General features: G+C 72.7%; 15 protein-coding genes. 3 read left to right on the top strand and 12 right to left on the bottom strand.

From position 1 onward, the window contains the following. Window positions 1-18: 18 nt before the first annotated feature. The 7 genes from ACFZP7_RS27970 to ACFZP7_RS27940 all read right to left on the bottom strand — a co-directional run bounded on the left by ACFZP7_RS27970 (window position 19) and on the right by ACFZP7_RS27940 (window position 7,640). Window positions 19-1,041 carry a TIGR03842 family LLM class F420-dependent oxidoreductase gene (locus tag ACFZP7_RS27970; RefSeq protein WP_385636498.1) on the bottom strand — a complete coding sequence of 341 codons (1,023 nt, stop codon included), beginning with the start codon at window positions 1,039-1,041 and terminating at the stop codon, window positions 19-21. A gap of 11 nt (window positions 1,042-1,052) precedes the next feature. Continuing rightward, window positions 1,053-2,456, bottom strand: coding sequence for a dihydropyrimidinase (gene hydA / locus ACFZP7_RS27965; RefSeq protein ID WP_086875547.1), 1,404 nt, complete (start codon window positions 2,454-2,456; stop codon window positions 1,053-1,055). 38 nt (window positions 2,457-2,494) lie between these two features. Further along, entirely contained in the window at window positions 2,495-3,337 is an 843-nt protein-coding gene (locus tag ACFZP7_RS27960) for a nitrilase-related carbon-nitrogen hydrolase (protein WP_029394016.1), read from the bottom strand. Window positions 3,338-3,439: 102 nt separating this feature from the next. Next, on the bottom strand, window positions 3,440-5,044 hold the full coding sequence (locus ACFZP7_RS27955) for a PucR family transcriptional regulator (RefSeq protein ID WP_385636494.1): 1,605 nt from the start codon (window positions 5,042-5,044) through the stop codon (window positions 3,440-3,442). Between the two features lie 31 nt (window positions 5,045-5,075). After that, on the bottom strand, window positions 5,076-6,359 hold the full coding sequence (locus tag ACFZP7_RS27950) for an aspartate aminotransferase family protein (protein ID WP_019328583.1): 1,284 nt from the start codon (window positions 6,357-6,359) through the stop codon (window positions 5,076-5,078). Continuing rightward, on the bottom strand, window positions 6,356-7,198 hold the full coding sequence (locus ACFZP7_RS27945) for a nitrilase-related carbon-nitrogen hydrolase (RefSeq protein ID WP_046251259.1): 843 nt from the start codon (window positions 7,196-7,198) through the stop codon (window positions 6,356-6,358). Before ACFZP7_RS27945 ends, ACFZP7_RS27950 begins: the two co-directional genes overlap by 4 nt. Before the next feature lie 163 nt (window positions 7,199-7,361). Beyond that, the gene (locus ACFZP7_RS27940) at window positions 7,362-7,640 is read right to left on the bottom strand and encodes a helix-turn-helix domain-containing protein (RefSeq protein ID WP_031018069.1); all 279 of its coding nucleotides are present in this window, start codon (window positions 7,638-7,640) and stop codon (window positions 7,362-7,364) included. Between the two features lie 63 nt (window positions 7,641-7,703). Between ACFZP7_RS27940 and map the strand changes: the two genes are divergently transcribed. Next, a complete protein-coding gene (gene map / locus ACFZP7_RS27935; protein WP_210901379.1) occupies window positions 7,704-8,480 on the top strand; it encodes a type I methionyl aminopeptidase in 777 nt (258 codons plus the stop codon). Between the two features lie 165 nt (window positions 8,481-8,645). Then, window positions 8,646-11,174 (top strand): ATP-dependent Clp protease ATP-binding subunit, encoded by a 2,529-nt coding sequence (locus tag ACFZP7_RS27930; protein WP_019328579.1) that lies wholly within the window; start codon window positions 8,646-8,648, stop codon window positions 11,172-11,174. Between the two features lie 3 nt (window positions 11,175-11,177). Here ACFZP7_RS27930 and ggt read toward each other — a convergent pair whose 3' ends face one another. Further along, entirely contained in the window at window positions 11,178-12,980 is a 1,803-nt protein-coding gene (gene ggt / locus ACFZP7_RS27925; RefSeq protein ID WP_385636489.1) for a gamma-glutamyltransferase, read from the bottom strand. Between the two features lie 152 nt (window positions 12,981-13,132). Between ggt and ACFZP7_RS27920 the strand changes: the two genes are divergently transcribed. After that, on the top strand, window positions 13,133-13,894 hold the full coding sequence (locus tag ACFZP7_RS27920; RefSeq protein WP_127439238.1) for a hypothetical protein: 762 nt from the start codon (window positions 13,133-13,135) through the stop codon (window positions 13,892-13,894). A gap of 67 nt (window positions 13,895-13,961) precedes the next feature. On the opposite strand, the gene ACFZP7_RS27915 is transcribed toward ACFZP7_RS27920, so the two are convergent. The 4 genes from ACFZP7_RS27915 to ACFZP7_RS27900 form a co-directional block, all read right to left on the bottom strand. Continuing rightward, complete coding sequence (locus ACFZP7_RS27915) at window positions 13,962-14,369, bottom strand: DUF6278 family protein (protein ID WP_385636486.1); 408 nt, start codon at window positions 14,367-14,369, stop codon at window positions 13,962-13,964. Window positions 14,370-14,536: 167 nt separating this feature from the next. Beyond that, a complete protein-coding gene (locus tag ACFZP7_RS27910; RefSeq protein ID WP_019328575.1) occupies window positions 14,537-15,316 on the bottom strand; it encodes an exodeoxyribonuclease III in 780 nt (259 codons plus the stop codon). A gap of 147 nt (window positions 15,317-15,463) precedes the next feature. Next, on the bottom strand, window positions 15,464-16,099 hold the full coding sequence (locus tag ACFZP7_RS27905) for an MBL fold metallo-hydrolase (RefSeq protein WP_019328574.1): 636 nt from the start codon (window positions 16,097-16,099) through the stop codon (window positions 15,464-15,466). Between the two features lie 80 nt (window positions 16,100-16,179). Continuing rightward, complete coding sequence (locus tag ACFZP7_RS27900; protein ID WP_385636483.1) at window positions 16,180-17,577, bottom strand: alpha/beta fold hydrolase; 1,398 nt, start codon at window positions 17,575-17,577, stop codon at window positions 16,180-16,182. Window positions 17,578-17,768 lie beyond the last annotated feature (191 nt).

The following is a 17,768-nucleotide window of genomic DNA, read 5'->3' as shown; positions in this document are numbered from 1 at the left end:
GAGGGGGAGGGGGTCGGGTCAGGCGTTGACGGCCGGGATGATCCGCGTGCCGTAGGCGTCGATCACGGATTCCTGCGCGTCGTGCATGTCGTACAGCGCGAACTGGTCGACGCCGAGGGCGCGCAGGGCCCTGAGCTTCTCGATGTGCTTCTCGGCCGGTCCGATCAGGCAGAACCGGTCGACGATCTCGTCCGGCACGAACCGCGTGTCCGGGTTGCCGCTGCGCCCGTGGTGGGCGTAGTCGTAGCCCTGGCGGGCCTTGATGTAGTCGGTGAGTTCGTCGGGGACCGCGCCGGTGTGGGCGCCGTACTTGTCGACGAGGTCGGCGACGTGGTTGCCGACCATGCCGCCGAACCAGCGGCACTGCTCGCGCGCGTGGGCCAGGGCCTCGGGCGAGTCGTCGGCGGTGACGTAGGCGGGGGCGGCGACGCAGATCGTCACCTCGTCCGGGTCGCGTCCGGCGGCGACGGCGGCGTCCTTGACCGCCTTGACCATGTACTGCGTGAGGTAGAGGTCGGCGAGCTGGAGGATGAAGCCGTCGGCCTCCTCACCGGTCATCTTCAGGGCCTTCGGGCCGTACGCGGCCATCCACACGGGGACTTCGGCGCCCGGCTTGATCCAGGGGAAGCGGACGACGGTGCCGCCGCCGAGGTCGGCCTCCTCTCCCCTGCCCAGCGCCCGGACGACCTTGATGGCTTCGCTTATGCGGGCGAGGGTGTTGGGCTTGCGTCCGGCGACGCGCATCGCGGAGTCGCCGCGTCCGATGCCGCAGACGGTGCGGTTGCCGAACATGTCGTTGAGGGTGGCGAAGGTGGAGGCGGTCACCTCCGGCGTGCGGGTGCTCGGGTTGGTGACCATCGGGCCGACCACGAGTTCCGAGGTCTGGGCCAGGATCTGGCTGTAGATCACGAACGGTTCCTGCCACAGCACGGCCGAGTCGAAGGTCCAGCCGTAGCGGAAGCCGTTGTCCTCGGCGCGTTTCATCAGCTCGACGACGCGGGAGGCCGGCGGGTCGGTCTGCAGGACGAGTCCGAAGTCCATGGGCACCACTCCTAGTTCAGGTACTGACAGGTGGCGCGCGGGGTGTAGACGCCGTGGCCCTTGCGCCCGGTGTACTCCCGCTCGGTGACGACCGGTACGCCGCGCGAGAGCACGGTCTCCACCCGGCCGGTGATCCGCTTGCCCTCGTACGCCGAGTAGTCGACGTTCATGTGATGGGTCTCGGCGGAGATGACCTGCTCGGCGTGCGGGTCGTAGACGACCACGTCGGCGTCGGCGCCGGGCGCGATGGTGCCCTTCTTCGGGTACAGGCCGAACATCCGGGCCGGGGTGGCGCAGGCGATCTCGATCCAGCGGCGGCGGCTGATGTGCCCGTCGACGACGGCCTGGTGGAGCAGGTCCATGCGGTTCTCGACGCCCGGCATCCCGTTGGGGATCTTGGAGAAGTCGCCGCGGCCCAGCTCCTTCTGCCCGCTGAAGCAGAAGGGGCAGTGGTCGGTGGAGACCACCTGGAGGTCGTTGCCGCGCAGGCCCCGCCACAGGGCCGCCTGGTGTTCCGCGGGCCGCAGCGGGGTGCTGCACACGTACTTGGCGCCCTCGAAGCCGGGCTCGGCGAGGTTGTCGGTGGACAGGAAGAGGTACTGGGGGCAGGTCTCGCCGAAGACGGGCAGACCCTCGTCGCGGGCGCGGGTCAGCTCGGCCACCGCCTCCGCCGCCGAGACGTGCACCACGTACAGCGGCGCCCCGGCGACCTGCGCGAGCCGGATGGCGCGATGGGTGGCCTCGGCCTCCAGGAGTGCCTTGCGGACCTCGCCGTGGTAGCGGGGGTCGGTCTCGCCGCGGGCGAGGGCCTGCTCCACGAGGACGTCGATGGCGATGCCGTTCTCGGCGTGCATCATGATCAGCCCGCCGTTCTCGGCGGCGCGCTGCATGGCCCGCAGGATCTGGCCGTCGTCGGAGTAGAAGACCCCGGGGTAGGCCATGAACTGCTTGAAGGAGGTCACCCCCTCCTCCACCAGCAGGTCCATCTCCTTGAGCGTCTTCTCGTTGACGTCGGAGACGATCATGTGGAAGGCGTAGTCGATCGCGCAGTTCCCCTCGGCCTTGGCGTGCCAGGCGTCCAGGCCGGAGCGCAGGGAGTGTCCGACGCTCTGGATGGCGAAGTCGACGATGGTGGTCGTGCCGCCCCAGGCGGCGGCCCGGGTGCCGGTCTCGAAGGTGTCGGCGGCGTACGTGCCGCCGAAGGGCATCTCCATGTGGGTGTGGCCGTCGACTCCGCCCGGGACGACGTACTTGCCGCTCGCGTCGATGGTCCGCTCGGCCGTGAACGCCTCGGCGGCCGGGGTGCCGGTCGCCGCGAGGGCGGCGATGCGGCCGTCCTCGATCAGGACGTCGGCGTGGATCTCGTCGGACGCGGTGACGACGAGGCCACCGCGGATGACGGTACGGCTGCTCATGCTGCTGTTCCCTCCTGTCAGGGGCCCCGGCGGGTGGGTCAGGGCGCGGTCAGCGGGGAGTACGCGCCGGGCGCGCGGTCGCGGTAGAACTGCCAGCGGTCGCGGACCTCGCGCAGCTTGCCCATGTCGAGGTCGCGGACGACGAGTTCGGGCTCCTTGTCGCTCGCGACCTCCCCGACGAACTGCGCCTCGGGGTCGACGAAGTACGAGGTGCCGTAGAAGTCGTTGTCCCCGTACTCCTCGACGCCGACGCGGTTGATGGCGCCGACGAAGTACTCGTTGGCGACGGCGGCGGCCGGCTGCTCCAGTTGCCAGAGGTAGCCGGACAGGCCGCGCGAGGTGGCCGACGGGTTGAACACGATCTCGGCGCCTTCGAGGCCCAGCGCCCGCCAGCCCTCGGGGAAGTGCCGGTCGTAGCAGATGTACACGCCGACCTTGCCGACGGCGGTGTCGAAGACCGGCCAGCCGCTGTTGCCGGGGCGGAAGTAGAACTTCTCCCAGAAGCCGCGCACCTGCGGGATGTGCGTCTTGCGGTACTTCCCGAGGTAGGAGCCGTCGGCGTCGATGACGGCGGCGGTGTTGTAGAGGACGCCGGGCTGCTCCTCCTCGTACATCGGGAGCACCAGGACGATGCCGTGCTCGCGGGCGAGCCGCCGGAAGCGCTCGACGATCGGCCCGTCGGGGACGCGCTCGGCGTAGGCGTAGAACTCGGGGTCCTGGACCTGGCAGAAGTACGGTCCGTAGAACAGCTCCTGGAAGCACAGGACCTGTGCGCCCTGGGCGGCGGCGTCGCGCACCGCCTGCTCGTGGACCTGGATCATCGATTCCTTGTCGCCCGTCCAGGCGGTCTGGAAGAGCGCGGCACGGATCACTCGGCTCATCTTCGGCCTCCACTCGCTCGGTGTGCAGCGAGCCTAGGCAAGGCGGGTGGCCGGTTTGAGTGGCACGGTGTCACGTCTGCGGGAGTCGGGCATTGCACGGTGTCACCCCTGTTGTGCGTCGTGGGCGAGGAGCGCGATGTGCACGGAGGCGGCCTGTTCGAAGTCGTCGAGGTCGACGCCGAGCCGGCCCTGTATGGCTTCCAGGCGGCGGTAGAGGGCGGGGCGGGAGACGTGGTGGAGCCGGGCGGTGCGGGACTTGTTGCGGCCGGTGGCGAGATAGGTGCGCAGCACGGACAGCAGGTCGTCGTCGGGCCCGCGCAGCAGCCCGTCCAGCTCGCGTTCGGCGAAGGACTGCACGTGCGGGTCGTCGCGCAGCAGCCGGACCAGGCCGCGCAGGTGGATGTCGCGCAGCCGGACCACGGGCGGCGGGTCGAGGGCGTCCGCGGAGTCGGCGACGGCCTCGGCGACGTGCTGGGCCTCGCGCAGCCCGGCGGGTACGTCGTCCCAGTCGGCGCGGGCGTCGGCCGCCGCCACCACGGTGTGCGCGGCGTCCGGCTCCGACCGCAGTCGCGCCGCGAAGCGGGTGGTCAGCGTCCTGGCGTCCTGGTCGGGGGCGAGGCTGAGCAGGACGGCGGTGGTGCCGTCGGCCAGCTCCGCGACGATCCCCCGCAGTCCCAGGAGCCGCAGCACGCGGGCCGGGCGGTCGGGCTCGGGGTCGCGCACCACCAGCGGGACGAACAGGCGCCGGTTGACCGGCAGTCCGGCGGCCCGCGCCCGGGGCAGCAGTTGGCGTGCGGGTACGGCGCCGCTGACGAGGTCGGTGAGCAGGGTGCGGGCGGACTGCTCCTCCCAGGAGTCCCGGACGCTCCCCGGACCGCCGGCGTGCGTCCCGTCGCCGAGCATGCGGTGCAGGACGAGGGCTTCGGCGGCGCGGTCGGCGAGGAGCCGTCCGGCGGCCCGGTCGCCTCGGTAGCCGCACAGCACCAGCCGCCCCCAGCGCTCCCCGCGGCAGCTCAGCTCGGCGCGGACCCAGCCGTCGGCGGCCCCGGCGCCGGCCTGGCGGGCGATGCGCTCCCAGTCCCGGAGCACGTCGTCGACCGCGGACCGCTCCCCGGCGGTGGCGAGGACGCGGTGGGCGAGGTTGGTGACGACGACGGGGCAGCCGCCGTGCCGGGCCACCTCGTCGAGGAGGCGCTGCACCGGGGCGCCCGCCGTGATCAGGCCGGTCAGTTCGGTGCGTACGGCCTCGGAGAGGCTGACGGCGGCGAACTTGCGGCGCAGCAGCCGGGACTGTACCTCCTCGGTGAGTTCGGCGAAGGGGAAGGGCCGGTGCAGGACGACCATGGGCAGGCCGCAGCGCTCGGCGGCGCGCCGCATCACGTCCGGCGGGGCGGGGAAGGCCCGGCCGAGGCCGAGCACGACGGCGGCGGCCTCGGCGCGGTGCAGGGAGCGGATGTACTCGTCCTGCTTGTCCTCGTCACCGGCGAGCAGCACGCCGGTGGTGAGCACCATCTCCCCGCCGCTGAGCATCACCCCGACGTCGGCGGCCTCGGCGACGTGCACCCAGCGCACGGGCCGGTCGAGCCTGTGGGCGCCGGCCACCACCTCGGGCTGCCCGGCGAGCACCCGCTCCAGACCGAGGACCTGGCGGACCGACAGGGCGGGTTCCCAGGGCGGCTGCCCGGAGGTCTCCACGGTGGAGGTCATGGCGGCGTTTCCTCTGCTCGGGACGCTGCTGTCAGATGCTCCGCAGGGCGCGCTCCAGGATCGCGGCGCCCTCCTCGGCCTCCGCGACGGTGAGGGACATCGGCGGCGCGATCCGCAGGACGCTGGTGCTGTGGCCGCCGCCCTTGCCGACGAGCAGCCCGCCGGCGCGGGCCTCCTCCAGGACGGTGGACGCGGCCTCGGGGGCGGCCTCGTCGGTGCCGGGCCGGGTCAGCTCGATGCCGATCATCAGCCCTCGCCCGCGCACCTCCCGGACGTGCGGCACCTGGGCGGCGACGGCCCGCAGCCGTTCGATGAGCAGTCCGCCGACGCGCCGGGCGTTGCCCTGGAGGTCGTGCTCCAGGAGGTGATTGAGGTTGGCGAGGCCGGCGGCCATGGTGACCTGGGTGCCGCCGAAGGTGGAGATGCTGTTGGCGTCGAGGCAGTTCATGATCTCGGCGCGGGCGATGACGCCGCCGACCGACATGCCGTTGCCGATGCCCTTGGCGAAGGTCACGATGTCGGGCGGACCGCTGCGGCCGTGGGCCTGCCAGCCCCAGAAGTGCTCGCCGGTGCGGCCCCAGCCGGTCTGCACCTCGTCGGCGATCCACAGGATGCCGCGCTCGTGCAGCACCTCGCGGAAGGCGGCGTAGAGGCCGTCGGGCGGGGAGGTGAAGCCGCCGACGCCCTGGACGGGTTCGGCGATCAGCGCGGCGGGCGGGCGGGTGTGGCCGAGGAGGTCCACCAGGTCGGCGACGCAGGCGTCGATGAAGTCCCGGTCGTCGAGGTGGGCGTAGGGGCCGCGGGTGCGGACGCCGCCGTGGACGTAGAGCGTCTGGAGCGGGGAGAGGGAGGTCGGGGACCAGCCGCGGTTGCCGGTGATGCCGACGGAGCTGAAGCTGCGGCCGTGGTAGCTGTTGCGCATCGCCAGGATCGTGTTGCTGCGCCGGTGGGCGGTGGCGAGCAGCAGGGCGGTGTCGTTGGCCTCGGTGCCGGAGGTGGTGAAGAAGACGCGGGCGTCGGGGATGGAGGAGAGGCGGGCGATCCGTTCGGCGAGTTCGACCATGGGCCGGTTGAGGTACAGGGTCGAGGAGTGGATGATCCGCCCGGCCTGCTCGCTCACCGCCTTGGTCACCTCGGGCAGGGCGTGCGCGGTCATCGTGGTGAGGATGCCGCCGAAGAAGTCGAGGTACTTGTTGCCGGCGGAGTCCCAGACGTGCCGGCCCTCGCCGTGGGTGATCTCCAGCGGCTCCTCGTAGTAGAGGGCGAGCCAGTCGGGCAGGACGGAGCGGTGCCGGGCGTAGAGGTCCTTGGTCACGGCTGCACCAGCCCTTCGTAGGCGTCGGGGCGGCGGTCGCGGTAGAAGGCCCACTGCTGCCGCACCTGCTCGATGAGGTCGAAGTCCAGGTCGCGGACGACCAGTTCCTCCTCGGTGTCACTGGCGACGTCGCCGACGAACCGGCCACGCGGGTCGACGAAGTACGACGTGCCGTAGAAGTCGTTGTCGCCGTACTCCTCCTGGCCGACCCGGTTGATCGCGGCGACGAAGTACTCGTTGGCGACGGCCGCCGCCGGCTGCTCCAGCCGCCACAGGTGGGCGGAGAGGCCGCGGTGGGTGGCGGAGGGGTTGTAGACGAGCTGGGCGCCGCCGAGGCCGAGTTGGCGCCAGCCCTCCGGGAAGTGCCGGTCGTAGCAGATGTAGACGCCGACCTTGCCGACGGCGGTGTCGAAGACGGGCCAGCCGAGATTGCCGGGACGGAAGTAGAACTTCTCCCAGAAGCCCTTGACCTGCGGGATGTGGTGCTTGCGGTAGGTGCCGAGGACGGTGCCGTCGGCGTCGATCACGGCCGCGGTGTTGTAGTAGAAGCCTGACTGCTCGACCTCGAAGACGGGGACGACGACGACCATGCCGGTCTCCCGGGCCAGGGCCTGCATGCGGCGGGTGGTCGGGCCGTCGGGCACGGGCTCGGCCCAGCGGTAGTGCTCGGGGTCCTGGACCTGGCAGAAGTAGGGGGCGTTGAAGACTTCCTGGAAGCCGATGATCCGGGCGCCCCGCCGGGCGGCCTCGCGGGCGTGCTCCTCGTGTTTCGCCACCATGGACTCGGTGTCGCCGGTCCAGGTGGCCTGGACCAGAGCGGCGCGTACGACGTTGGCCATGAGCTGCTCCTTCGACACGACGTCACGACGTCAGAGCCTCTACGCCCGTAGAGCGGCCGTAGAGGGACGAACGTAAGCCTGGCCGCAGGGGCTTGCCAAGACCATCGTCGTCAAGGCGCGGTGTCGATCGTGTTTCGCACTCCTGTGGGTGAGTGCGCGCGGCTCAGGCGGCCGGGTGCGAGAGCCTCAGGCCCGCCGCCGCGGGCTCGCACCGGCCGACCAGCTCGTCCATGGACAGCCCCAGCGCGCCGGCCAGCGCGGCCACGGTGAAGAACGCCGGGGTGGGCGCACGGCCGGTCTCGATCTTGCGCAGGGTCTCGGCGGAGACGCCGGCCGCGGCGGCGACCTCCGTCATGCTCCGTTCGCCGCGGGCCGCGCGGAGCAGGCGGCCGAGCCGTTCGCCGCGCTCGCGCTCTTCGGGGGTCAGGGGGGTGCGCACCATGGCGTCATTCTAATACCGGTCCGGCGTGCGGGACCCAATTCAAATACCGGTATAGTAATTGGCATGGTGGAACTGAAGACGGACACATCGATCGACGCCATGCACGCGGCCGGCCAGGTCGTCGCGCGCGCCCTGACCGCCGTACGGAAGGCGGCGGACGTGGGGGTCTCCCTGCTGGAGCTGGACGCGGTGGCGCGCGAGGTACTGCGCGAGGAGGGCGCCGGGTCGCCGTTCCTCGGCTACCGGCCCTCCTTCGCGCCCACGCCCTTCCCGGGCGTCATCTGCGCCTCGGTGAACGACGCGATCGTGCACGGCATCCCCGACGGCTACCGGCTGCGCGACGGCGACCTCGTCTCCATCGACTGCGGAGCGACGCTGGACGGCTGGGCCGGCGACTCGGCGGTCAGCTTCGTCGTGGGCGCCCCGCGCCCGGCGGACGTGACCCTGATCGAGACGGCGGAACGGGCGCTGGCCGCGGGCATCGCGGCGGCCGTGGTCGGCAACCGCATCGGCGACATCGCGCACGCCATCGGCACCGTGTGCCGGTCGGCGGGCTACGGCATCATGGAGGACTTCGGCGGCCACGGCATCGGCCGGCACATGCACGAGGACCCGGGGGTGCCCAACGAGGGCCGGCCCGGGCGCGGGCTCCCCCTGCGGCACGGCATGGTCCTCGCCATCGAGCCGATGCTGATCAGCGGCGGCCGGGACGACTACCACCCCGCCCCGGACGGCTGGACGCTGCGGACGAACGACGGCTCGCGGGCGGCGCACGTGGAGCACACGGTGGCGATCACGGACGCCGGCCCCCGCGTCCTGACGTCACGGGACGGCCTCTGAGGCATCGCGGGACCCGGGAGTGAAGCCCTCCGCCGCCCGGGTCCCGCCCCCGGGTTCCCGGACATGCCCACCGGAACAGAACGTGTCATGTTGGGCATGACCGCGCCCCGACCGGGTTACCCGGCCCCGGCACGTCGACAGCGATGCAGCGGAGGTCCGTACACGATGACCAGCGGCTACATGGGCCCGGAGGGCGACCCGTTCGCGGAATTCCTGGCACGCTTCTTCGGCGGGCCCAGGCCGAGGCAGATCGACATCGGCCGGCTGCTCAGCCAGCCCGCCCGGGAGCTGGTGCGCGGGGCCGCGCAGTACGCCGCCGAGCACGGCAGCCGGGACCTGGACACCGAGCACCTGCTGCGCGCGGCGCTCTCCACGGAACCGACGCGGGGCCTGCTCAGCCGTGCCGGGGCCGACCCGGACTCGCTGGCGTCGCAGATCGACGAGCGCAGCGGCCCGGTGCAGCACCCGCCGGGCGAGGCCCCGCCGCCCACCTCGCTGTCCCTCACCCCGGCCGTCAAGCGCGCCCTGCTGGACGCGCACGAGCTGGCCCGGTCGACCGGCACCGGGTACATCGGCCCGGAGCACGTGCTCAGCGCCCTGGCCGCCAACCCGGACTCGGCCGCCGGGCACATCCTCAACGCGGCCCGCTTCGCCCCCTCGGGTCTGCCGACGGAGACGCCGGATCCGGCGAAGGGGCGCGCCGAGGGGCCGCAGGCCACCAACACGCCGACCCTCGACAAGTACGGCCGCGACCTCACCGACCTGGCCCAGCAGGGCCGGATCGACCCGGTCATCGGGCGCGAGGACGAGATCGAGCAGACCGTCGAGGTGCTCTCCCGGCGCGGCAAGAACAACCCGGTGCTGATCGGTGACGCGGGCGTCGGCAAGACCGCCGTGGTGGAGGGGCTGGCCCAGCGCATCACCGACGGCGACGTCCCCGACGTGCTGATCGGACGCCGGGTGGTCGCCCTGGACCTGACCGGCGTCGTCGCGGGCACCCGCTACCGGGGTGACTTCGAGGAGCGGATGAACAACATCGTGGGCGAGATCCGCGCCCACTCCGACCAGCTGATCATCTTCATCGACGAGCTGCACACGGTCGTCGGCGCCGGCGGGGGCGGCGAGGGCGGGTCGATGGACGCCGGGAACATCCTCAAGCCCGCCCTGGCCCGCGGCGAGCTGCACATCGTGGGCGCCACCACCCTGGAGGAGTACCGCAGGATCGAGAAGGACGCGGCCCTCGCCCGCCGCTTCCAGCCCATCCTGGTCCCGGAGCCGACCACCGCCGACGCCATCGAGATCCTGCGCGGTCTGCGCGACCGCTACGAGGCCCACCACCAGGTCCGCTACACCGACGAGGCGCTGGTGGCGGCCGTGGAGATGTCCGACCGCTACCTCACCGACCGACGGCTGCCGGACAAGGCGATCGACCTGATCGACCAGGCCGGCGCCCGGGTGCGGCTGCGGGCGCGCACCAAGGGCACGGACGTACGGGCCATGGAGCGCGAGGTCGACCAGCTGATCCGGGACAAGGACCAGGCGGTCGCGGACGAGCAGTACGAGCAGGCCACCCAGCTGCGCGACCGGATCGTCGAGCTGAAGAAGCGGATCACCGAGGCCGACGGCGGCGGCGAGGCCGACGAGGGCCTGAACCTGGTGGTCGGCACCGAGTCCATCGCCGAGGTGGTGTCCCGGCAGACCGGCATCCCGGTCAGCAGCCTCACCCAGGAGGAGAAGGAGCGCCTGCTGGGTCTGGAGTCCCACCTGCACGAGCGGGTCGTCGGCCAGGACGAGGCCGTCCGGGTCGTCTCCGACGCCGTACTGCGCTCCCGCGCCGGCCTCTCCAGCGCCGACCGGCCCATCGGCAGCTTCCTCTTCCTCGGCCCGACCGGCGTCGGCAAGACCGAACTCGCCCGCGCGCTGGCCGAGGCGCTGTTCGGCAGCGAGGACCGGATGGTCCGGCTCGACATGAGCGAGTACCAGGAACGGCACACCGTCAGCCGTCTGGTCGGCGCGCCGCCCGGTTACGTCGGGCACGAGGAGGCCGGCCAGCTCACCGAGGTGGTGCGCCGGCACCCGTACTCGCTGCTGCTGCTGGACGAGGTGGAGAAGGCGCACCCGGACGTCTTCAACATCCTGCTCCAGGTGCTGGACGACGGGCGGCTGACCGACTCGCAGGGGCGCACGGTCGACTTCTCCAACGCGGTCATCGTGATGACCAGCAACCTGGGCTCGGACGTGATCACCCGGCGCGGCGCGGGCATCGGCTTCGGCGCGGGCGGCTCGGAGGCGGACGAGGAGGCCCGGCGCGAGCAGGTGCTGCGCCCGCTGCGCGAGCACTTCCGGCCCGAGTTCCTCAACCGCATCGACGAGATCGTCGTCTTCCGCCAGCTCAGCGGCGAGCAGCTGCGGCAGATCACCAGCCTGCTGCTGGAGGAGACCCGGCGCATGGTGCACGCGCAGGGCGTCACGGTCGACTTCACGGACGCGGCCGTCGACTGGATCGCCGAGCGCGGCTACCAGCCCGAGTACGGCGCCCGGCCGCTGCGCCGCACCATCCAGCGCGAGGTCGACAACGAGCTGTCCCGGCTGCTCCTGGACGGCCGGATCGCGGACGGCGGCCGGGTGACGGTCGACGTCGAGGACGGGCGGCTGGTGTTCCGGACGCCGCGGCAGCCCGTCCCCGAACTGTGAGCCCTAGCGCACCGGCCTGACGACCATCGCCGAGCCGCCGCCGCGCCGTTCCTTCTCGGCGGCGGCCAGCCAGGCCCCGTTGGGCAGCCGCTGCACGCCGGTCGCCGCGCCGATCTCGGGGTTGCGTTTGAAGGAGTGCCCGATGGCCTCCAGTTCCTGCCGCAGGCCGCTGTCGTAGAGCCCGGGTTCGAGTTCGGTCTGGGCGGCGTTGCGCTGGCTGGCGCGCGGGGCGGCGATGGCGTCGACCAGCGGGAGGCCGCGGTCGAGGACGCCGGTGAGGGTCTGGAGCACGGTGGTGATGATGGTGGCTCCGCCGGGCGAACCGACGGCCACGACCGGCTTGTGGTGCTGGTCCAGGACGATCGTCGGCGCGATGGACGACCGGGGGCGCTTGCCGGGGCCGGGCAGGTTCGGGTCGTGGACCGCCGGGTTGGCCGGGGCGAAGGAGAAGTCGGTCAGCTCGTTGTTGAGCAGGAAGCCCCGGCCGGGCACGGTGATGCCGCTGCCGCCGGTCTGCTCGATGGTGAGCGTGTAGGCGACGACGTTCCCCCACTTGTCGGCCACCGTCAGGTGGGTGGTGCTCTCGCCCTCGTACGTCGTGGGCGCCGCCGTGCCGCTGTCCGCGCAGCGGGCGGGGTCGCGCGGGTCGCCGGGCGCCAGGGGGCTGGTGAGCACCGCGTCGTCCTTGATCAGGCACTCCCGCGAGTCGGCGAACCGCTGCGACAGCAGCTCCTTCGTGGGTACGTCCTCGAAGGACGGGTCGCCCACCCAGCGGCCGCGGTCGGCGAAGGCGATGCGGCTGGCCTCGATGAAGCGGTGCAGGTAGCGGGCCTTGCTCGCCCGGGAGAGGTCGGTGCGCTCCAGGATGTTGAGGGCCTCGCCGACCGTGGTGCCGCCGGAGGACGAGGGGGCGATGGAGTAGACGTTCAGGCCGCGGTACGAGGTCCGGGTGGGCGCCTGGAACTCGGCCTCGTAGGCCGCGAGGTCCTCGGCGGTCAGGTCGCCGGGGCGGGCCTTCCAGCCGGACTCCGGGTCGACGGGCGGCTCGCCCACGGTCTCGACGATGTCCTCGCCGAGTTCGCCGTGGTAGAGCGCGTCGACGCCCTCGCGCGCCAGCTCCTTGTACGTGCGTGCCAGGTCCGGGTTCTTGAACGTGGAGCCGACGACCGGGAGTTCCCCGCCGGGCAGGAACAGCTCGGCGGTGTCGGGGAAGTAGCGGAACCGCTGCTCGTTGGCGGCGGTCTGGGAGCGGAAGGTCTCGTCCACGGTGAAGCCGTCCCGGGCCAGGCGCACGGCGGGTTCGAGGACCGAGGACAGCTTCCGGCTGCCCCACGCGTCGAGGGCCCGCTGCCAGGTGGCGGGCGTGCCCGGGGTGCCGACGGCGAGGCCGCTGCTGACGGCGTCGGCGAAGGGGATGGGCTTGCCGTTCTCCGTGAACAGCTTCTCGTCGGCGCTCAGCGGCGCGGTCTCGCGGCCGTCGATCGTGTGCACGGTACGGGACTTGGCGTCGTAGTGGACGAAGTAGCCGCCCCCGCCGATGCCGGCGGAGTAGGGCTCGGTGACGCCGAGGGCGGCGGCGGTGGCGACGGCCGCGTCCACGGCGTTTCCGCCCTTGCGCAGCACCTCGATGCCGGCGGCGGAGGCGTCCGGATCGACGCTGGCCACCGCGCCGCCGTACCCGACGGCGACCGGGGTCTTGGGGACGGCGGGTCTGCTCTGCGCGGCGGGTGGCGCCGCCGCCCCCACCGACACCACGGCGGCCGAGACCGCCAGGACCGTCAGATTGCGTGTGACAGGGCGACGCATCCGCACCTCCAGGGAAGGGCCGTTCGGGCAGCTTAGTTGATCGTCATGGTCGCGTCAGGAACGTCCGGGGATCGCGTACGACACGGTTCCGACGCGGTCCCGACGCGGTCCGTCGAACACCGGTACGCCGACGCCCGCTAGCATGCGCGCCCATGACTGACGACGTACGCAACATCGTCCTGGGCGTGGTCGCCGCCGGCATCAGCGCCGCGCTGGGCTGGCTGACCCGCACCTACCTGTGGAAGCGCAGACTCCGCCGCAAGCAGGTCTTCTTCGGGCTGCCGGACGGCTCCGAGTCGCTGCTCGTCGTCAACCGGGACCCCGCCGCCTCCGAACCGGCGGTCCACCGCTTCGACGTCTTCGCGCTGCTGGAGCTGGCCGCCCTGATCAAGGACTGCGGTGCCCATATGCAGGTGGTGACCCAGGACATGGTCCACCAGGGCTTCGGCGAGCGCACGGAGTTCTGCGTGGGCGGGCCCGGGTCCAACCGGCGCATGGTCGCCCACATGGCGGCCATGCTGCCCGGGGTGCGGGTCAACGTCGATCCCGAGCCCGGTCCCGACCGGGGCGCCTTCCAGATCGGCGCGGAGCGCTACCGCATGGATCCGGGGGTCACCGAGTACGTCCTGCTGGCCCGGCTGACGGCCGGTGACCGGCGCGAGGCGCGGCCCGCGTTCCTCTTCTGCGGGCAGCGCGCCGTCACCAACCAGGCGGCCACCCGCTACCTGGCACGGCACCACGAGAAGCTGGCGCGCAAGCACGGCACCAACTCCTTCGTGCTGCTGCTGAAGGTGGTCAACTCACAGGCGTACGGCCCGGACGTCGTCGAACTCGTCGGGGACGTGACCCGGGCGGCGACGAGTCCCCTGCCGGCGCCGGCGGCGACGCCCCGCACCTCCCACCGGGCCTCCTGAGCCCGGCGTGCGGCTGACGCGTACGGACGGCACGCGCCTTGCGGACAGCTGTCCCGGGTACGGCGCTTCACGCTTCCGCGACCTCGGCGTAGAGCTGCGAGAGCTCGGGCGCGCCGTCCGCCGCCCAGGCGTGGCCGGAGGCCACCACGTCGAACTCCCGGCCGGTGGCCAGCCGGACGACGGGCTGTCCGTCGGGCCGGATGGACCAGGCCGCGCCGGGCACGGTGCGCACGATCACGGTGCCGAGGTACAGACCCGCGTCGTTGCCGAGCCAGTCCAGGATCTCCTCGTCGCCGCGCCAGCGCGGCAGCATCTGGTCCAGCCGCTCCAGGGAGACCGCGGAGTCGTCGAGGCGCACACCCTCCTCCAGCGCCTGTGAACGCAGCAGGTCGCAGTCGGCCAGCAGATCACCGATGCCCTCGGCGTCCTGAGCCCGGGGCTCTTCACGCCGTCTGCCGAGGAAGGGGATGTTCATACCTCCAGACTGTCATTCGTGCCGCGGTGCGCACCACAGGGCGCGCGGACGCGGCGGACTGCGGGGAGGGGGTGGCGGGGGGGCAGAGGGAGTCGGTGGGAGGCAGGGAAGGTAGAGGGAGGCAGGGAAGGTAGAGGGAGGCAGGGAAGGCAGAGGGAGGCCGGGGGCTACACGTCCAGGTCCACCACGACCGGCGCGTGGTCCGAGGCGCCCTTGCCCTTGCGCTCCTCACGGTCGACGTAGGAGTCGGTGACGGCCTTGGCGAAGGTCTCGTTGCCGTAGACCAGGTCGATGCGCATGCCTCGGTTCTTGGGGAAGCAGAGCTGGCGGTAGTCCCAGTAGGTGTAGGGGTGGTCGTACTTCAGCGGGCGCGGGACCACGTCGGACAGGCCGGCGCCGCGCAGGGAGGCGAGGGCGGCGCGCTCGGCGGGGGTGACGTGGGTGGAGCCCTCGAAGGCGGCGCGGTCGTAGACGTCGTCGTCCGTCGGCGCGACGTTGTAGTCCCCCATCACCGCGAACGGGCGGCTGCCGGCCGCGTCGCCCTCGACGGCCGCGCGCAGCGCCTCGAACCACTGGAGCTTGTAGGCGTAGTGCGGGTGATCGACCTCGCGCCCGTTGGGCACGTACACCGACCAGACGCGGACCGGGCCGCAGGTGGCGGAGATCGCGCGGGGCTCCTGGACGCCGTCGTAGCCCGGGTCGCCGGGCAGGCCCTTGACGACGTCGTCGAGGCCGACGCGGGAGAGCACCGCCACCCCGTTCCACCGGCCGGTGGCGTGGACCGCCGCCTCGTAGCCCGCCTCGCGCAGCTCGGCGAAGGGGAACTGCTCCTCGGCGACCTTGGCCTCCTGGAGGCACAGCACGTCGGTGCCGCTGCTCTCCAGCCAGGCGAGGAGCCTCGGCAGGCGGGCGGTGATCGAGTTCACGTTCCAGGTGGCGATGCGCATGTCCCACAACCTACCGGGCGGGACTGACAACGCGGCCCCGCTCCCGGCCGGCCCCGGACACCGGTGCACGGGCACCGCGGTCTTCGCGCCCCGGGCCGCCTGGACCCGGCCGCCCTCCGACCGCCCCGTGGCCACACGCCACGGCCCTCACAGCCGCGCGGAGTCCCCGGGGGCCAGCCGCAGGTGCTCCGCACCGCCCAGCTCGCCGATCTGCCGGTCGTAGACCGGACGGGCGAGGTCGGTGAGGAGGGCGTCGTGGATGTCGTAGGCGCGCTGCGGCCTCACCTCGCGGACGTAGTCGATGACCTCGGAGATCTTGTTCCAGGGCGCCATGACGGGCAGCATCAGCGTCTCGACCGGGTGGCCGGGGACGGTGAGGGCGTCGCCGGGGTGGAAGACCTTGCCGCCGTCGACGAGGAAGCCGACGTTGGTGACGCGCGGGATGTCGGGGTGGATCACCGCGTGCAGTTCGCCGTGGACCTGCACGTCGAAGCCGGCGGCGGTGAAGGTGTCGCCGTGGCCGACGGTGTGCACGCGTCCGGGGAAGGCGGCCGAGATCTTCTCGGCGACGGACCTCAGCGTCCAGATCTCCGCGGCCGGGTCGGCCTCCATGGCGGCGCGCAGGCGCAGCTCGTCGAAGTGGTCCGGGTGCTCGTGGGTGACGAGGATCGCGTCCGCGCCGAGGGCGGCGTCCTCCTCACTGAACGCGCCCGGGTCCAGGACGAGCGTCCGCCCGTCCTTCTCGAGGCGGACACAGGCGTGCGACTTCTTGATGAGCTTCATGCGTCCATCCTGCCGCCGCACACCGGCCCCCGGCTCACCGGGACTCGCTCCGGCGGCGCGCCCTCACTCCGGCGGCTGGCTCACTCCGGCGGCGTGGTCTCCTCCCTGATGACCTGCTGCGCCACCCGGAAGGCGCCGCTCGCGGCCGCCACACCGCAGTAGACGGCCGCCTGGAGGAGCACTTCCCTGATCTCGGCCGGGGTGAGCCCGTTGCGCAGGGCCGCCCTCAGGTGCGGCGGCAGCTCCTCGAGGTGGCCGCCGGCGACCAGGGCGGTGAGGGCGACGCAGCTGCGGGTGCGCCGGTCCAGGCCGGGACGGTCCCAGACCTCGCCCCACGCGTACCGGGTGAGGAACTCCTGGTACTCCCCCGAGAAATCGTCCGCCTCCGCCAGCGCCTGGTCGACGTGCGCGTCGCCCAGCACCTCGCGGCGCACCTTGAGCCCCGCGTCGTACGGGTCGGGCCGCCCCTCAGCGCCGGCCTGCGGCGGTACGACGGCCGGAGCGATCTCGGCCACGGGCGCGGCCGGCGGCGGGGGCGGGGCCATCGCCGGCTGGACGGGGGCGGCGGAGGCCGCGGGGACGGCTGGGACCGCGGCGTGGGCGGCCGGGACCGCGGCGTGGGCGGCAGCGTGGGCGGCGGGGACGGCCGGCTGCGAGGCCGGGACGGCGATCTGCCCGGTGGCGGCGTCGTGGGGGATCTGCCAGGCGGTGGAGAAGTGCCGCACCAGCAGGTCGGTGACGGCTCCGGGCTGCTCGACGGGGACCAGGTGGGACGCGCCGGGGACGACGGCGAGGCGGGCGTCGGGGATGCCGGCGACCAGCGTGCGGGCCTCGGCGGGGCCGGTGACCTGGTCGTCGGAGCCGACGAGGACCAGGGTGGGGACGCCGACCTGCCCGAGTTCACCGCGCACGTCGAAGGAGGCGAGCGCCTCGCAGGCGGCGATGTAGCAGCCGGGGTCGGTGGTCCGCACCATCTGGACGGCCCACTCGGTGATCGCGGGCTGGGCGGCGGCGAAGCCTCCGGTGAACCACCGCTCCGGGGAGCTGCGGGCGATGGGATCGAGCCCGTTGGTACGGACGATCACGCCGCGCTGACGGAACTCGTCGGCCGTGCCGAAGCGGGGCGAGGCGGCGATCAGCGCCAGGGAGGCGAGGCGCTCGGGGTGGCGCAGGGCCAGCTCGATGCCGACGGCGCCGCCGAACGCGCAGCCCGCGTAGCCGAAGCGCTGCACGCCGAGTCCGTCGAGGGTGGCCAGCAGGCGCGAGGTGAGGTCGGCGACGGAACCCGCCGGGTGGGCGGGGGCGCCACCGTGCCCGGGCAGGTCGAAACGGAAGACCCGCCACTGCTGCGCCAGCTCGGGCACCTGCCGGTCCCACATGTGCCATGTGGTACCCAGTGAGGGACCCAGGATGAGGACCGGGGCGTCTTCTGGCCCGTCAAAGCGGTATTGCAGGGTGTTCGGTGGTGTCTCACTCACGCCCCAGACCCTCTCACGTCTCACGGACGCCCCTAAAACACGGGGGTGCGGGAAACCGGTCTGACCAGGTTGAAGACCTCGCGGGCGGCACAACGCTTCCGGTCGCCGGCCGACGGCCCGGGGGTGGCGGTCCGCAGAGGGAGGACCGCCGCCCCCGGGCCGGTTCGCCGGGGCCTGCGGGGGATTCAGGC

The sequence above is a fragment of the Streptomyces sp. SudanB5_2050 genome (genome assembly GCF_964272335.1).
Classification (GTDB): Bacteria; Actinomycetota; Actinomycetes; order Streptomycetales; family Streptomycetaceae; genus Streptomyces; species Streptomyces rochei.
The sequence above is the reverse complement of the archived record's forward strand: the minus strand, read 5'-3'. Positions and strand labels throughout refer to the sequence as shown.

Excerpts from the sequence above, each read along its gene's own strand:
- ACFZP7_RS27955 (WP_385636494.1), bottom strand. The coding sequence starts at position 5,044 with ATGACCTCCACCGTGGAGACCTCCGGGCAGCCGCCCTGGGAACCCGCC.
- ACFZP7_RS27970 (WP_385636498.1), bottom strand. The coding sequence starts at position 1,041 with ATGGACTTCGGACTCGTCCTGCAGACCGACCCGCCGGCCTCCCGCGTC.
- ACFZP7_RS27930 (WP_019328579.1), top strand. The coding sequence starts at position 8,646 with ATGACCAGCGGCTACATGGGCCCGGAGGGCGACCCGTTCGCGGAATTC.
- ACFZP7_RS27920 (WP_127439238.1), top strand. The coding sequence starts at position 13,133 with ATGACTGACGACGTACGCAACATCGTCCTGGGCGTGGTCGCCGCCGGC.
- ACFZP7_RS27910 (WP_019328575.1), bottom strand. The coding sequence starts at position 15,316 with ATGCGCATCGCCACCTGGAACGTGAACTCGATCACCGCCCGCCTGCCG.
- ACFZP7_RS27915 (WP_385636486.1), bottom strand. The coding sequence starts at position 14,369 with ATGAACATCCCCTTCCTCGGCAGACGGCGTGAAGAGCCCCGGGCTCAG.
- map (WP_210901379.1), top strand. The coding sequence starts at position 7,704 with ATGGTGGAACTGAAGACGGACACATCGATCGACGCCATGCACGCGGCC.
- ACFZP7_RS27945 (WP_046251259.1), bottom strand. The coding sequence starts at position 7,198 with ATGGCCAACGTCGTACGCGCCGCTCTGGTCCAGGCCACCTGGACCGGC.
- ggt (WP_385636489.1), bottom strand. The coding sequence starts at position 12,980 with ATGCGTCGCCCTGTCACACGCAATCTGACGGTCCTGGCGGTCTCGGCC.
- hydA (WP_086875547.1), bottom strand. The coding sequence starts at position 2,456 with ATGAGCAGCCGTACCGTCATCCGCGGTGGCCTCGTCGTCACCGCGTCC.
- ACFZP7_RS27960 (WP_029394016.1), bottom strand. The coding sequence starts at position 3,337 with ATGAGCCGAGTGATCCGTGCCGCGCTCTTCCAGACCGCCTGGACGGGC.
- ACFZP7_RS27940 (WP_031018069.1), bottom strand. The coding sequence starts at position 7,640 with ATGGTGCGCACCCCCCTGACCCCCGAAGAGCGCGAGCGCGGCGAACGG.
- ACFZP7_RS27905 (WP_019328574.1), bottom strand. The coding sequence starts at position 16,099 with ATGAAGCTCATCAAGAAGTCGCACGCCTGTGTCCGCCTCGAGAAGGAC.